15 protein-coding genes are annotated in these 14,397 nt (G+C 72.6%); 9 read left to right on the top strand and 6 right to left on the bottom strand.

Going from position 1 to position 14,397, the window contains the following annotated elements; genetic code table 11:
- Positions 1–103: 103 nt before the first annotated feature.
- Together H7H31_RS11605 and H7H31_RS11600 are read right to left on the bottom strand one after the other, a co-directional pair.
- Positions 104–301, bottom strand: a complete 198-nt coding sequence (locus H7H31_RS11605) for a DUF397 domain-containing protein (RefSeq protein ID WP_187061888.1) — start codon at positions 299–301, stop codon at positions 104–106.
- Positions 286–1,164 carry a helix-turn-helix domain-containing protein gene (locus tag H7H31_RS11600; protein WP_232109801.1) on the bottom strand — a complete coding sequence of 293 codons (879 nt, stop codon included), beginning with the start codon at positions 1,162–1,164 and terminating at the stop codon, positions 286–288. The genes H7H31_RS11605 and H7H31_RS11600 overlap by 16 nt, the downstream gene beginning before the upstream one ends.
- Before the next feature lie 119 nt (positions 1,165–1,283).
- Here H7H31_RS11600 and H7H31_RS11595 point away from each other — a divergent pair, with 119 nt between their 5' ends.
- The 5 genes from H7H31_RS11595 to H7H31_RS11575 all read left to right on the top strand — a co-directional run bounded on the left by H7H31_RS11595 (position 1,284) and on the right by H7H31_RS11575 (position 5,072).
- A complete protein-coding gene (locus tag H7H31_RS11595) occupies positions 1,284–1,475 on the top strand; it encodes a hypothetical protein (protein WP_187061887.1) in 192 nt (63 codons plus the stop codon).
- Positions 1,468–1,842, top strand: a complete 375-nt coding sequence (locus H7H31_RS11590; protein WP_187061886.1) for a hypothetical protein — start codon at positions 1,468–1,470, stop codon at positions 1,840–1,842. Before H7H31_RS11595 ends, H7H31_RS11590 begins: the two co-directional genes overlap by 8 nt.
- Positions 1,839–2,351 carry a hypothetical protein gene (locus H7H31_RS11585; RefSeq protein ID WP_187061885.1) on the top strand — a complete coding sequence of 171 codons (513 nt, stop codon included), beginning with the start codon at positions 1,839–1,841 and terminating at the stop codon, positions 2,349–2,351. The genes H7H31_RS11590 and H7H31_RS11585 overlap by 4 nt, the downstream gene beginning before the upstream one ends.
- Before the next feature lie 504 nt (positions 2,352–2,855).
- The gene (locus tag H7H31_RS11580; RefSeq protein WP_187061884.1) at positions 2,856–4,358 is read left to right on the top strand and encodes a UDP-N-acetylmuramoyl-L-alanyl-D-glutamate--2,6-diaminopimelate ligase; all 1,503 of its coding nucleotides are present in this window, start codon (positions 2,856–2,858) and stop codon (positions 4,356–4,358) included.
- 207 nt (positions 4,359–4,565) lie between these two features.
- Positions 4,566–5,072 carry a DUF3592 domain-containing protein gene (locus H7H31_RS11575; RefSeq protein WP_187061883.1) on the top strand — a complete coding sequence of 169 codons (507 nt, stop codon included), beginning with the start codon at positions 4,566–4,568 and terminating at the stop codon, positions 5,070–5,072.
- 79 nt (positions 5,073–5,151) lie between these two features.
- On the opposite strand, the gene H7H31_RS11570 is transcribed toward H7H31_RS11575, so the two are convergent.
- Positions 5,152–6,492 carry a M14 family metallopeptidase gene (locus H7H31_RS11570; protein ID WP_187061882.1) on the bottom strand — a complete coding sequence of 447 codons (1,341 nt, stop codon included), beginning with the start codon at positions 6,490–6,492 and terminating at the stop codon, positions 5,152–5,154.
- Positions 6,493–6,734: 242 nt separating this feature from the next.
- Between H7H31_RS11570 and H7H31_RS11565 the strand changes: the two genes are divergently transcribed.
- On the top strand, positions 6,735–7,661 hold the full coding sequence (locus tag H7H31_RS11565; RefSeq protein WP_187061881.1) for a S1 family peptidase: 927 nt from the start codon (positions 6,735–6,737) through the stop codon (positions 7,659–7,661).
- Between the two features lie 82 nt (positions 7,662–7,743).
- Here the strand turns inward: H7H31_RS11565 and H7H31_RS11560 are convergent, their stop codons facing one another.
- Both H7H31_RS11560 and H7H31_RS11555 read right to left on the bottom strand, forming a co-directional pair.
- Positions 7,744–8,226: a DUF4188 domain-containing protein gene (locus H7H31_RS11560; RefSeq protein WP_187061260.1), complete on the bottom strand. Its 483-nt coding sequence runs from the start codon at positions 8,224–8,226 to the stop codon at positions 7,744–7,746.
- 99 nt (positions 8,227–8,325) lie between these two features.
- Complete coding sequence (locus tag H7H31_RS11555; protein ID WP_187061259.1) at positions 8,326–9,624, bottom strand: M20 metallopeptidase family protein; 1,299 nt, start codon at positions 9,622–9,624, stop codon at positions 8,326–8,328.
- Positions 9,625–10,140: 516 nt separating this feature from the next.
- Between H7H31_RS11555 and H7H31_RS11550 the strand changes: the two genes are divergently transcribed.
- Positions 10,141–10,890, top strand: a complete 750-nt coding sequence (locus H7H31_RS11550) for a dienelactone hydrolase family protein (protein WP_187061258.1) — start codon at positions 10,141–10,143, stop codon at positions 10,888–10,890.
- Positions 10,891–11,184: 294 nt separating this feature from the next.
- Positions 11,185–11,517 carry a hypothetical protein gene (locus H7H31_RS11545; protein ID WP_187061257.1) on the top strand — a complete coding sequence of 111 codons (333 nt, stop codon included), beginning with the start codon at positions 11,185–11,187 and terminating at the stop codon, positions 11,515–11,517.
- A gap of 323 nt (positions 11,518–11,840) precedes the next feature.
- Here the strand turns inward: H7H31_RS11545 and H7H31_RS11540 are convergent, their stop codons facing one another.
- Entirely contained in the window at positions 11,841–12,875 is a 1,035-nt protein-coding gene (locus tag H7H31_RS11540) for a chitinase (protein WP_187061256.1), read from the bottom strand.
- A 187-nt stretch (positions 12,876–13,062) separates the two neighbouring features.
- Between H7H31_RS11540 and H7H31_RS11535 the strand changes: the two genes are divergently transcribed.
- Positions 13,063–14,385, top strand: a complete 1,323-nt coding sequence (locus H7H31_RS11535) for an Nramp family divalent metal transporter (RefSeq protein ID WP_187061255.1) — start codon at positions 13,063–13,065, stop codon at positions 14,383–14,385.
- Positions 14,386–14,397 lie beyond the last annotated feature (12 nt).

Here is a 14,397-nt window from a genome sequence, read left to right as displayed (position 1 = left end):
CGGACAACATGTCGTCCCGAAAAGCGAGAGCGCCCCTTGAGCGCTGGTCAGCGGTCTCTCATGGGGCGCTCTCCTGTCGAACGCGGGGTCGTCGTACGGGACCTCAACCCTGGAACTCACCCGCCTTGACGCCCGCTATGAAGGCCGCCCAGGCGGTGGGTTCGAAGGTGAGGGTGGGGCCGTGGGGGTCCTTGCTGTCGCGGACCGGGACGGCTCGGGCGGTTGCCGCGTGGTCAGGGGCCCATTCCACGCACTGGCCCGCTTGCCCGCCGCTGTAGCTGGACTTCACCCATCGGTACATTCGTGTTCCCTCCGGATCTGGTGGATGAGGCGCAGCGAATCCGCTTCCGAAACGGCGGAAGCGCGCATGTGGTCAAACTTACCTGCCCACTCCCGCACGGCCTCCTGCGAGTCGTTGATGTGCCCCTTTCCTGTGGTCTCGGAGTAGAGAACGGGCGACTCATCGTTCATGGTTGGCGACAGCAGCGTGAAAGGGATTTCTGCTGCCGGCGCGCCAGCCCGGAACGGAAGCACCTGGAACGTGAAGTGTGGTTCCGAGGCCCGCTCCAGTACGTAGTCGAGCTGTGCCGCCATGATCTTGGGGCTCCCCACCGGAATCCGCAGCGCGGCCTCGTGGATGATCAGCCAGAAGTGCGGGGGTGACTTCCGGTCCGTCACCTCACGCCGAGAGAGCCGCGCTTCCACATGGGCCTTGATCTCGTCATCGCTCTTGCGCGGCGATGCGGAGCGGAAGATCGCCTCCGCGTACTCGGGCGTCTGGACCGCGCCCATCAGGAAGGTGTTCGAGTAGTCCGAGATGGATGCCGCTGCCTTCTCCAACGCGACGTACGGCAGGAACCAGTCAGGATGGTTGCGCTCGCGGATGCGCTCAGCCAGCCGACCGAAGTAGCCGCTGGTCTGGAACACCCGGTCGCACGACTCCGCGAACTGGGCCGAGCCGAGCAGGCTTCCGTTCTCGACGTGCGAGACGTACGTGCGGTCGTAGGCTGTGGCCAGCGCGAGCTGTGTTTGCGTCATCCCCGCGTGCTCGCGCGCGAAGCGCACCTCGCTCCCGAAGAAAGCAAGGCCCCCAACGGGGATGTCCGGGTCCGTAGTTGATTGACGCAGCGTCATCTTGCGCCCACCCCTTTCGGCTGTGTTCACGTGCGGGTGAGGTCCTGGCGCTCACTCCATTTGCCCTATCGAGGCTACGCAGTTTGGGTCGACGCTGTGAGGGATTCGTCACACGCGGTAATCCGCCAGTACGTCAAGGACCCGACCTCATGCCCCACACGATGACCCTCAAGATCTACCGCAAGCGCCCCGGCGAAGAGCCGGTTCCACTGGCCCCGGACACCACCGTCCGCGTCGACCCGGAAACCCTTAGCCTTGCGGAACTTGAGGCCACGTACCTGCCCACCGCCTGGGGCCCGTGCCGCTGCCCGCGCCACCGGGAGGGGCGGCCCGGTGAGTGACAACCCCCTGCACCGCGTACTCACCGGCCGCCACGAAGTCGCGACCGTCTCCGGTGCCGTACTGAGGTTCTTCCTCGCTGAGGCCAAGCTGTCCGACGCGACCTGTGCCTGGGCGCCTGTGTGCGACTGGGACTTCCAACACGCCTACGAGAACTCGCTGTTCGATCGTGCAGCGATGGAACGGGGTGACCTTCGCGCCAACAGCGACCACATCCAGGTGGCTCTGGACGCCCTCGCCGGGCCCGGCAGCTACTTCTGGTCCGACGGGGACGCGAAGGCCGGGGTCATGACGACGAACGGCAAGACGCCCGAGGACTGCGGCCTCGGCCTGGCGGAAGTCCGCAAGCGGTGTGAGGGCGCGACATGAGCGCAGGCCACCGGCTGCGCGTGGTCCTGCTGCTGTGGAAGCCGCGCATCGAGAGCGACCCGGGCGACGTCACCACGGCCGGCTGGCCGCACGTGCTCCAGGTGCAACTGTCGGATGACGCCACGAGGTGGGAGCCGCCCGGTGTCGTCGTCCGACCGGGGGAGCAGGTGACGGCAGCGGCGGCGCGCGTCGCGACCGCGCTGGGTATCGAGCTACCCAACCTGCGCCGCGTGCTCGCCCTTGACGAGCGGCCCGCGATGCCCGGCGCGCCCGCCGAGTTCGTCCTCGTCATGGACGGGGGCTGGTGCACGGACGCGGACCTCGTGGAGGCGCCGGCCTGCCTCTGCGTCCACGACCGCGACTGCCGGCACCGCCGCCGCTGGGCCACCGCCGAGGAGGCGTGCGCGACGGACGCGGCCCTGGCGGTCGGCCTCGGCGCGGCCGTGGGGATCGCGCCGGCGTTGGTGGTGGATCGGACGGGTGGGGGCGATGTCATATCGGAGGGGTAGGGGCGTGGGCGAGGGGGCGGGGGTCTGGCTGGCCGAAAGCCTGGCCGGGCGGCAGGACGGCAGAGCCGGCTGGCCGCGGGCGACCCAGCGGGAGGCGGGTCGTACCGTACGCCCCCTCCCGCACGACCCTCCAACCCCCCACCCGGACGTACACTCGGCCATATGAGTCGCACCGGCGTGAGCGGGAAGGGCCCGCACCGGGCAGTTCCCGGTGGCGCGGCGGGCTGCCGTATCGCGCTGCACCGGCCCGGCTAGCGACCTAGCGACCTTCGCGGGTTTCCGCTCCGGGGCCGGGCCCCGTACCGCCTGACCGTCGTTTCCGCGCTCCTCCCGCGCACGGCGCACACCGCTTCGACCCCGCATCGCGCATCTCCTAGCGCACGTCACGCACCCCGCGTACGCGGATCGCACGCGATCCACCTCCCCACGCGGCTTCGGCGTACCGCCGTCGCCGCGCTCCGGCGATGGCCGTACCCCGGCCGGGCCACCCTCGAAGGGATCATCGTGAAGCTGAGCGAGCTGTTGGCTGGAGAGAACCACCACGTCCTTCGAGGTGACGTCGAGGAGACGCGCGTCACCGCCGGAACGGCCTTCGACGTGGCCCGGGTGGTGCCGGGGTCGTTGTTCGTCGCGGTGCCGGGGCATCTGGAGGGCGGGCCCGGCGCGGTCGCGCCGGCGCTCGCGCGGGGCGCGGTGGCGGTCGTCGTGGAGGACGGTCGCGTGTTGCCGGCGGCGGCGGACGGCGCGTGTGTCGTACGGGTACCGGACGCCCGCGCCACGGCGGCCGTCCTCGCGTCCCGCTACTACGGCGAACCCGGGCGGGGCATGGACATGGTGGCCATCACCGGCACCAACGGGAAGACCTCGGTCTCGTACATGGTCGAGTCCGTGCTGCGGATCTCCGAGGGGGTGCGGGCCGGCGTGATCGGCACGGCCGGCAGCCGCATCGGTGACGAGCTGATCCCGATGCCCCCCTCGGTACTGACCACCCCGGAATCGCCCGACCTGCAGTACCTCCTGGGGTGCATGCGTGATCGCGGGGTGGGCACCGTGGTGCTGGAGGCCACGTCCATGGGCCTGCTGACGCACCGGGTCGACCGGACCTTCGTCGACGTCGGCGTCTTCACCAACCTGAGCCAGGACCATCTGGACGACCACGGCACGATGGACAACTACCGGGACGCCAAGCTCCGCCTCTTCCAGGGGCTGTGTCGGCGGGCCGTGGTCAACGCCGACGATCCGGTGGGCGCCAGGATCGGCGCGCTGATGCCCGGCGCGGTGACCACGTACGCCCTGGACGCCGAGGCCGACTACCGGGCCACCGACCTGGTGGTGGACGCCTCGGGCACCCGTTTCACGCTGCACCACGACGGCCGCAAGCACCCGGCCGCGATCCCGACCCCCGGCCGGTTCTCGGTGGCCAACGCGCTGGCGACCGTGGCGGCCTGCCACACCCTGGGGCACGACCTGGCCGGGCTGGTCGCCGCGCTGGAGCGGATGCCGCAGATCCCGGGGCGGTTCGAGCGCGTCACGACCTCCGGCGGCGCCTCGGTGATCGTGGACTACGCGCACTCCCCGGACTCGCTGAACAAGGTGCTCGGCACCATCCGTGGCTTCGCCCGGTCCAAGGTCATCACCGTCTTCGGCTGCGGCGGCGACCGGGACACCACCAAGCGGGCCGAGATGGGAACGATCGCCGGCACCCACTCCGACCTGTGCGTTCTCACCTCGGACAACCCGCGCAACGAGGACCCGGAGGCGATCTTGGACCAGGTCGCCCCGGGCATCGAGGCGACGGGCACCCCGTACGAACGCGTCGCCGACCGTCGTCAGGCCATCGCCCGCGCGCTGTCGGCGGCCGGCCCGGACGACATCGTCCTGATCGCGGGGAAGGGCAGCGAGCCGCACCAGATCGTCGGTGACGCGCTGCTGCCCTTCAGCGACATGGCCACCGTGCGGGAACTCGCCGGGGTGCGGGCGGTGCCCGCGTACGCGCCTGTGGGATAGCGCGGAAAGGCGTCCGCGTCACGGGACGCCGTGCGCTCGCGCGCGGGTGCGCCGAGGAGATGAGCTGGGCACTTGTGGCCACGTTCGTGCGAGGTGCGGGGTGGTACGCGAGGTGGTCTGCGATTCTGGAATCCGTTACGGACCTCTCTTCGCTGAACCACTCGTCCTGGACGGATTGTCCATCCACGCCGCACCGAGGAGGCTGCCATGTCGGATTCCTCTGGAGTTGACCTGCCGAGCCTGCTGGCAGTGGTGTGCGCAGCCGTTCTGGCCGGAGGGATCTGCCTGTGGATGAAGCGGGATGACGAGCGGGAGGCGGACACCTTCCGGGCTCGCGGCGTACGCACCATCGGCACGGTGGTCGGGCACGAGGTGCGCTCGGTCGTGACGGACGCGGAGTCGAACTGGCGACACGACAGGTGGAGTCCCGTGGTGGAGTTCACGGATCGGGAGGGGAACGCGGTGACGTTCGTGTCCACCCTCCTGACGCACCCCACGGACGCCGTGCCGGTGAACTCCCGGGTAGCGGTCGTCTATCCGCCGGAAGACCCGAAGAAGGCGGAGATGGCCGACGCCCTCGGCAACCCGTCGGCGGGACGTCTCGACCGCTCGGGGCAGTTCGTCAGCTCGTCGGGAGGGTACCGCGGGTTGTTCTTCGGCCTGTTCGTCTTCCTGAGCGTCCTGTGCGTGATCCTCGTGTCGCTCGTGCTCTGACGGACGTCCGCGTCCCAACGCGTCACCGGGCAGCCCCCGTTCAGGGGCCGCCCGGTGGAAGCCGCCGCGGCGTCCCGGCTCAGCCGGCCGCGCAGTACTGCTCCTCCTTGCCTATGGCGCGGTACATGCAGTCCGCGTTCTCCGTGAGCCGGAGGACCGCCTCGCGGTTGCGGCTGGTCTCGCGGGCGATGACCTCGTCGGGCGGGTAGAAGCCGTCGTTGCCGCCGTACATCTCGAAGGTGTACGTGAAGATCTTGTGGGCGCCCCACATCCAGTCGTCCGCCGAGCCGTCGGTGACGTAGAGGTCGCTGGCCTGCTCGGGGGTGTAGTCGTTGGTGGCGGCCATCTCCTTGCCGAAGGTGGCGAAGACGTCGTGGTCGTCCCGGGTCATGCCGGGGGCGGTGTCGGCCTTGGTGTAGCCGTAGGGCCACAGGACCAGTTCGCCGTAGGTGTGGAAGTCGATGGCGGCCTTGATCTGCTGCTTTCCGGCGACCACCCGGCTGCGGACGAAGTCGGCGACGACCCTGACCTCGGGGGCGGACTCGGCGGCCGAGCCGCGGTAGGTCTCGTCACGCGGGTTGGGGCTCGAACCGCCGCAGCAGGCCCACTGGTAGTTCCAGTTGCGGTTGAGGTCGGTGCCGACGGCGGTCGTGCCCTTGTTGGGCTGGCGGTTCTTGCGCCACATCCGGTACTGGCCGCCGGTGATGTCGTACTCGCCGCCGTCCGGGTTCACGTCCGGCACGATCCAGATCTCGCGGCCGTCCACGGCCTTGGTGATCCGGTCGTCGCTGCCGTACTTGTCGCCGAACTCGCGGACCAGGTACAGGGCCATCTCCACGGTCAGGTGCTCGCGCGCGTGCTGGTGGTGGGTGAACAGCACCTCCGGCTCGGCCTCGTCCTTGGTGACGTTGTCGCTGATCTTCACGGCGACGATGTCGCGGCCCTCGTGCGACGTGCCGATGACCTTCTTGGCCATGGTGCCCGGGTGCCTGGCGACCGCCGCGTCGATCTCGGCGAGCGCCTCGCGGTAGTTGTGGTAGCCCGCGTCCTCGGACGGGAAGTCACGGGCGCCGGCCCTGGGTGCCGCGCCGCCGCGCTTCGGCGGGCCGGCCAACTCCTTTGTGGTGTAGCCGAGGTGGCGTACGCGGGGGAGTTGGTCGGGGTGGGCGGTGATCACGACCGTGTCGCGGCGTACCTCGTCCACGGTGACGCCGGTGCTCGCGATGAGGGTGCGCGCGGCGACGGTGTCGGCGCCGCGTACCTCGTACTGGCGGGGGACGGCGTCGGCGGCGCGTTCGGTGGTCGTGGGGTTGCGGGGAGAGTCGGGTTCCTGGGCCTGGGCGGCGATCGGGGCCGCCAGGGCCAGGGCGATGAGCGCGGCGATGGCGGTGGTCCGCCGGGCACGGGTGCGCGGTCGCATGGTGCACTCCTGGGGTTCCAGTGCGACGGGTGGGGGGTGTGCCGCCCGCGGCCTCGGCCCGGGCGTCCCGCTCATGGTTGACGCATGTCGGGACACGGTCAAGAGGTGGCGGGTAGCCGCCGCGGGCCCGGTCGGGCGGGGCGGGGCATTGTCGCGGGGCGGCCTGGCACTGAGGATGTGCACGTCAAGTCCGTACGTGTTCCGCCACACCTCTGGCCCTCTGGACAGGGAGAACCCCCCACATGAACCGAAGCCTCATAGGCACGCTCGCGGCCCTCGCCCTGAGCGGCGCGACCCTCGTGAGCGTGGGCGCGTCGTCGGCGACGGCCGCCACCGAGGCGGGTCCGCGATCGGCCGACGCCGCCGCGACGGCCACCGCCGAGACCCCCACCCACGAGAAGGGCAAGGCCAAGCCGAAGCCCAAGCCCCGGCCGAAGGTCGTCACCTTCGAGGGCACCGTGGCGCTGAGCAACTGCTCCGGCGCCGTGGTCAAGCTCCCCGGCTCCGCCGACCGGGACCCGGCCCTGGTCATGTCCAACGGCCACTGCCTGGAGGGCGGATTCCCGGCCCCCGGCGAGGTCGTCGTGGACCGTCCGTCGAGCCGCACCTTCACGCTCCTCGACGCGCGCGCCGGCGACGCGGGCACGGTGCGGGCGACGAAGGTCGCGTACGCCACGATGACGGACACCGACGTGTCGCTGTACGAGGTGGACGCGACGTACGCGGAGATCAAGAAGCGGTTCGGCGTCAAGCCGTTGGCGCTCGCGGCCGAGCGCCCGAAGGCCGGCACCGCCATCAGCGTCGTGTCGGGCTACTGGAAGAAGCGGTACACCTGCTCCGTCGACGGCTTCGTGCACGAACTGCGCGAGGGGCGGTGGACCTGGAAGGACTCGGTGCGCTACACGCCCGCGTGCCAGACCATCGGGGGCACCTCGGGCTCGCCCGTCGTGGACACCGCGACCGGCGCGGTGGTCGCCGTCAACAACACCGGCAACGAGTCCGGTGGTCGCTGCACGGACAACAACCCGTGCGAGGTGGACGAGAACGGCAAGGTCACCGTCCGGAAGGGCATCAACTACGCGCAGCAGTCGTACCAGATCACCCGCTGCGTGGCCGGCGGCAACAAGGTCGACCTGAGCCTGCCGGGCTGCACGCTGCCCAAGCCGTAGCGCGGGCCGCCGGGGCGGGGGCGGGCCGCCGGGGCGGGGGCGGGCTGCCCGAGCCCCGCCCCGGTGTGGGGGCCGTCCGCCCTCAGCCCGCCAGCCGCTGTGCGGCCCGCTCGCCCCGGCGGGCCACCGGCTCGACCCCGTGCGCCTCGCCGAGGCCGAACGGCGGCATGGCGTGGTAGATCGCCTCGTACGAGCCGGCCGGCACGAGGTACGTCTCGTGCCAGATGCCGACGCTCGCCCTGGCGCCGCGCGCACGGCGGTTGAACGCCGCCCAGGCGGGGTGGTGTTGCCGCCGCGCGGCCGAGGCGTAGGCGAGCAGCTTCTCGCGCGACTCCCAGTACTGCACGACCGTGTAGGTGCGCGGCCCGGCCGTGTACGCCCGGTACCCCAGCATGCCGAGGCTCTCGTCGCGGGACAGCTCCCGGAGCATGCGGGGCATGGCGGCGAGGACGGGTGGCCAGTGACGCACCGCCCGCCACCGGTTGATCCGCATGCCGATGAGGAAGACCACCACGTCCCCCTCGGCCGCGGTCGTGACCCGCCCGGATATCGGTGTCCTGCTCATGGCGATCCCCCAGTCCCTCACGGATGCGATGAATAGCGCCGCTATCCATATTTCGATAGTGCCACTATCCATAAGGGCGTGCAAGGGGAGGCGCCCCGGCTACGCGCGGGCGGAGCGGCGCGCGAGCCAGCCCGCCATCGCCCGTACGCCCAGGCCGATCGCGCGCTCGTCCGGGGTGAACTCCGGGTAGTGCGGATAGCCGGCGGTGATCGGGGTGCCGGGGGCGCGGACGCCGAGGAAGGTGAACGTGCCGGGGACCCGCTCCAGGTAGAGCGCGAAGTCCTCGCCGCTGAACGGCGGGAACGCGGCGTGCAGCGTGCTGACCGCGGACCGGCCGAACGCGCCGCGCAGGTGGCGGGCGAGCGCGCGGCCCTCGGCCCTCGGGCTGACCATCGCCGGGAACGGATCGTCCGGGAAGCGCACCGAGGCCCCCGGGTAGGACCCGGCGATCCGCCGGACGTCCGCCCGCACCTCGACGTACCGCTCCTGTGGCCAACAGCGGTACGACACGCCCACCGTGGCCTCCCGCGCCCTGGCCTGGAGGGCCACGAACCGGGCCAGCGGGCCGGCCGGCGTCTGGGCGTCGGCGACCAGCCGCTCCAGGTCGGCCGGCCCGCCGGGCAGCGCGACCGTGGCCAGCGCGCCGAGTTCGGCCGCCAGGCGGCGCGCCGCCTCGGACGCGTCCGGGCCGGCGAGCGCCACCTCGCCCCGGTCCTGCCCGGGCAGCCCGAACCCCGCCGTCGTGGCGAACTGGCCGACCGGGAAGGGCCCGCAGTGCAGCGCGTGGATCTCCGCCACCCGCGTACGGTCGAGCACGCCCGCGTCGATCATCGCGCGGGCCCCGGACAGCGACTCCTCGGCGGGCTGGAAGAGGAAGACCACCGTCCCGCTCAGGTGGTGCCGAAGACGCGCCAGCACCCGGGCGGTCCCGACGCCGATCGTGGTGTGCAGGTCGTGGCCGCACAGGTGGGCGGGGGCCGGGCCGCCGCCGACGATGTCCCGTGGCGGGACCGCGTCCATGTCCGCCCGGTACGCCACGGTCCGGCCCGGCCGGGCACCCCGCAACACGCCGACCACGCCGTGGCCGCCCACCCCCGTGGTGACGGCGAGCCCGGCCGCCCGCAGCTCCCGGGCCACCACGCCGGCGGTGCGCCGCTCGCACCCCGGCGGCTCGGGGTGCCGGTGCAGGTCGCGCCGGAGCGCGAGCAACGCGCGCTCCAGGCGCGCCGTTTCGGCGTCCACCACCTCCCGCGCGAGCCCCGGGCCCCGCCCGGCCGCGCCGGCGGCACCGGCGGCACTGGCCGGGCCTGCGCCTCCCCACGCGAGCCCCGCTCCCACCGCCGCCGTGCCGGTCAGCACCGTACGGCGCGCGAGGGCGCGCTCCTCGGGACGATCCATGACTGTTCCCCCTCCGTGAGCTACGGACGCGCCTTCCGTGCGCCCGGCGACTGGTCGGCCCCACGCCGCGCGGGGCAGCCGCCGCCGGGCGGGCGGAAGACCTGCTGCCGCCACGATCGCGGTGCGGGCCCGGTGTTGCCCAACCGGCGGAGCCCCGCCCGGGGGTGGCGCCAGGGCCCGGTGCCGGGGTGGCGCTACCCCCACGCCCTGGGCCCCCACGCCCTGGGACCCCCGCCTTGGGATCCCCACGCCCGGGCCGGCTCGGGTAGCGCCGGCGCGCGAGCCACGGCGCGGGCGGGGGCGCTGGCCCCGGCGCGAACGCGGGGGTTAGGCTGCTCGGCGATGACTACCGGGACGGCCTCGCGCCACACACGGATCGGTGACCCGGTGCTCCGCTGAGCGCCGCGCGGCCCGACGCGGGCCCGTCACCCCACCGAGGAGTCGGCTCCGCCGCGCGGGCCCCGCCTCCGTCGTGTTGATCACAGCTTCGACAGATCAACCACGACAGGAGATGCCATGCCCAGCACGACGGTTCGGATTCCCACCCAGGACGGCCAGGCCGACGCCTTCGCCGCCTACCCCGACGACGGCGAGCGGCACCCCGGGGTGCTGCTGTACGCGGACGCGTTCGGGCTGCGGCCCGAGTTGCATGACAAGGCCCGCCAACTGGCCGACCACGGCTACTACGTGCTCGTCCCCAACATCTTCTACCGGCACGGCCAAGCGCCGGTGGTCGAGCTTCCCCCGTACATCGGGGAGGCGGAGCGGGCCGGACTCTTCGACCAGATCATGCCGGTGGCCCAGGCGCACACCGCCGAGCGCGTCACCCGCGACGCGGACGCCTATCTCGGCTTCCTCACCGCCCAGCCCGAGGTCGGCGCCGGGCCGCTCGGCGCGATCGGCTACTGCATGGGCGCTTCCCTGGCGCTGCGCACGGCCGCGGCCCACCCGGACCGGGTGGCCGCCGTCGCCGGGTTCCACCCCGGGCTCCTGGTCACCGACGAGGCCGACAGCCCGCACCGGCTGCTGGGCGGGCTCACCGCCGAGGTGCACTTCGGCCTCGCGGAAGGCGACCTGACGCCCGAGGCGCTGGCGGACCTCACCCGGGCGCTGGACGCCACCGGCGTGGACCACGCCATCGAGACCTACCCCGGCACCGTCCACGGCTTCACCATGTCCGACACCTCCGCCTTCCACCCCGCCGGCCTCCAACTCCACTGGGACCGCCTGCTCCCCCTCCTCCACCGCACCCTGCAAGCCGGCTGAGCCCCGGGGGCGTACGCCGCGACCGTCGCGTACGCCATGACCTGCCGCGTACGCCGCACCCGCCGCGTACGCCACGACCCGCCGCGTACGTCACACCCGTCGTACGCGGCGGACCGGCGCGCGCCCGCCCGGGGGCGCGGCCCGCATGCGCCCAGGTTGCCGGCGGCCGGAAGGCAGGCGCGTGGCCGGGCTGCCACCTCCGGGGAGTGAAGGGCCGCTTCCGGTTGGCCATCATGGGCGCCGGGGCGGACCCGGCGCGCCGGGCGCGCGCGAGGCGAGAGGGGTGGGGCGCGAATGGTCACGACCGCGACAGGGGCGTGGGACGGGGCGTTGGACGTGTTCGTCCTGGCCGTGGGGGTGGGCTGCGGGTGGCTGGGATGGCGAGCCGCGCGCTGGCCCGACCGGGCGGTGGGGCCCGTCCGACCCGGGTGGGTGACCCGCGCCTGGGGGCTCGGCTACCTGCTGCTCGGGTGCGCGCTCGTCGTGGACACGGCGACCCGGCTGGCCGGCGGGGAGCAGCGCTGGGCGCCGCATCTGCTGCGCTGGGGTGCGGGGCCGCTGGTGATCGGCTCGCTGTTGGCGACCTTCGTCATCCGCCGGCGGGAGCGCCGGACATCCGACGAGTGAGGGGCGGCGCGCGCCCCGGGCGCCGGTGCCGGGATGCTCCGGCGTGCGGCGTGCGGCGTGCGGCGTGCGGCGTGCGGCGCGCGGCGTGGGTGCGTGGGCGCCGCGCCCGCCCGGGGGCGCGGCGGCCGGGAGCGCGCGCCGGGCCCGCACGCGCCGGCGCCGCCCCGGCGTGGATCGCTGGGGCGGCGCCGGTGGGGCGGTGGCCGGGTGTGCGTCCGCCAGGTGGTCGCACACCCGGCCCGTCGGGTCCGCACACCCGGCCCGTCGGGTCGCGCCGGCCCGGTGGCCGGGCCGCCGTCGCCGGGCCGGGGGCCGGGGGCCGGCTACGGCAGGCCGTGCACGTGCTTGCCGACCTGCGAGGAGAATTCGTTGCCGTTGCTGGCGTCCCAGTTGGTGGACCAGGTCATCGCGCCGCGCAGGCCCGGGTAGGTCTTCTCCGGCTTGAACGTGCCGCAGCTCGTGCCCTTGGTCAGGCAGTCGAGGGCGGCGTTGACCACGCTGGGCGCCGCGTACCCGCCGCCGGCCGCGCGTGGGGACGCCGGGACGCCGAGGCCGACCTGCGAGGGGTCGAGGCCGTTCTCCAGTTGGATGCAGGCGAGGCCGGTGAGGAAGTCCACCGTGCCCTGCGCGTAGACCTTGCCGTCACAGCCGAGCATCGAACCGCTGTTGTAGTACTGCATGTTGACGACCGTCAGGAAGTCCTTGATGGCCAGCGCGGTCTTGAAGTACTCGCCCTGCGGCGACTGCATGTCCACCGTCTGCGGCGCCATCGTCACCACCAGGCCGCTGTGCGCCGCGTGGATCGCCTTGAGCGCCTTGGTCATGTACGTGGAGTTGAGCCCGTTCTCCAGGTCGATGTCCACGCCGTCGAAGCCGTACTCGTCCATCAGGGCCGAGATCGAGGTGGCGAAGGCGTCGGCCGACGCGTCGTCGCTGACCGAGACCGCGCCCTTCTCGCCGCCGACCGAGATGATGACCGACTTGCCGGCCGCCTGCTTGGCCTTGATGTCGGCCTTGAACTGCTCCTCGGTGTAGTCCAGCGCCGGGTCGAGGGTGAAGTCCACCGCGCCGGGCTTGCCGGTGGCGTCGGCGAAGGCGACGGCGATGATGTCGTACTCGTCCTGCACGTCGCTGAGCTTCTGGACGGTCGCGCCGTTGTCGAAGTTCTGCCAGTAGCCGGTCACGGCGTGCGAGGGCACCGCCGCGCGGGCCGATGCGGCGGGGCCCGCCTGCGCGGACGCGGCGGGTTCGGCGGCGCCTGCCCGCGCCGGGCCGACGAAACCGGCCGTCACCAACGCCGCCGCGGCGAGCGAGCCGAGCAGCCCGCTGCGGGAGATGCCTGATCGTGCGCGTACCACGACTGCCTCCGTGGGGGGAGAGAGATGGGGGGAGTGGTGCGGGTGCGCTTTCAGGGGCCCCTGAGCTTGCGGTACAAGGTGGTCCAGACCATTGCGGATGTCAACCCGTCGCGCGCCCTCTTGTGCGATCGGGTGCCGGACGGTGTCCTGATCCGCACACCATCGGGGGCGAGTGCGGAGGCCATGGATGACGCGCACCAATGACAGCGGCGAAACCCACACCGGCCGCCCGCCGGCCTCCCGTTGGCGGGCCGTCGGGCCCGGCATCGTGGTCGCGGCGACCGGCGTGGGCGCCGGCGACCTGGTGGCGACGCTGATCGCGGGCAGCAAGTTCGGCTACACGCTGCTGTGGGCCGCGGTCATCGGCTGCCTGGTCAAGATCTCCCTCGCCGAGGCCGTCGGCCGCTGGCACCTGGCCACCGGGCACACCCTCTTCCACGGCTGGCGCACCCTGGGCCCCTGGACCACCTGGTACTTCATCGGCTACGTGGTCGTCTGGGGCTTTGTCTACGGGGCGACCGCCATGTCCTCCAGCGCCCTGCCGCTGGTGGCCCTCTTCCCCGACTTCCTGGGCCTGAAGACCTGGGGCGTGATCACCGGCCTGGTCGGCCTCGCGTTCGTGTGGTGGGGCCGGTACGCGGTGGTCGAGAAGGTCATGACGGTGCTGGTCGGCGTGATGTTCGTGGTGGTGGTGTACGTCGCGGTGCGGGTCGGCCCGAACCTCGGGGACTCCTTCGCGGGCCTGGCCCCCACCCTGCCGGACGGCTCGCTGCTCTACACGCTCGGCCTGATCGGCGGCGTCGGCGGCACCATCACGATGGCCGCGTACGGCTACTGGGTGAACGCCAAGGGCTGGACCGACAGCTCGTGGATGCGCACGATGCGGCTCGACAACCGGGTCGCGTACGTCACCACCGGCATCTTCGTCGTCGCCATGCTGATCGTCGGCGCCGAGTTGCTGCACTCCGCCGACATCGCCCTGCACAAGGGCGACAAGGGGTTGATCGACCTCGGTGACGTGCTGGAGGAGCGGTACGGCACCGGCACCGCCAAGCTCTTCCTCGTCGGCTTCTTCGCCACCTCCTTCTCCTCCCTGGTCGGCGTCTGGCACGGGGTGAGCGTGATGGTCGCCGACTTCGTCGAGCACTACCGGGCCGGCGCCGTGGCCGCGGCCGGCGGAGCCGCCCCCGCCGAGGCCGCCCCCGCCGCCGGCCCGGGCACCATCGGCCGCCACGAGCGCTCGCTGCCCTTCCGGCTGTACCTGCTGTGGCTGACCTTCCCGCCGATCAGCCTGCTCTTCCTGGACCAGCCGTTCGGCCTGGTGATCGTCTACGGGGTGCTGGGCGCGTTCTTCATGCCCTTCCTCGCGCTCACCCTGCTGTGGCTGCTCAACTCCTCCCGCACACCCCGCGAGTGGCGCAACGGCCTCCTCAGCAACGTCATGCTCGTCGCCGCCGGGCTGCTCTTCCTCGTGCTGTGCGTGCAGCAGGTGCGCGAGCTGCCCTGGTAGCGGGCCGGACCC

Origin of the sequence: Streptomyces buecherae (genome assembly GCF_014295035.1) — a bacterium.
Taxonomy (GTDB): Bacteria; Actinomycetota; Actinomycetes; order Streptomycetales; family Streptomycetaceae; genus Streptomyces; species Streptomyces youssoufiensis.
This window is presented reverse-complemented; position numbering and strand designations above follow the sequence as displayed.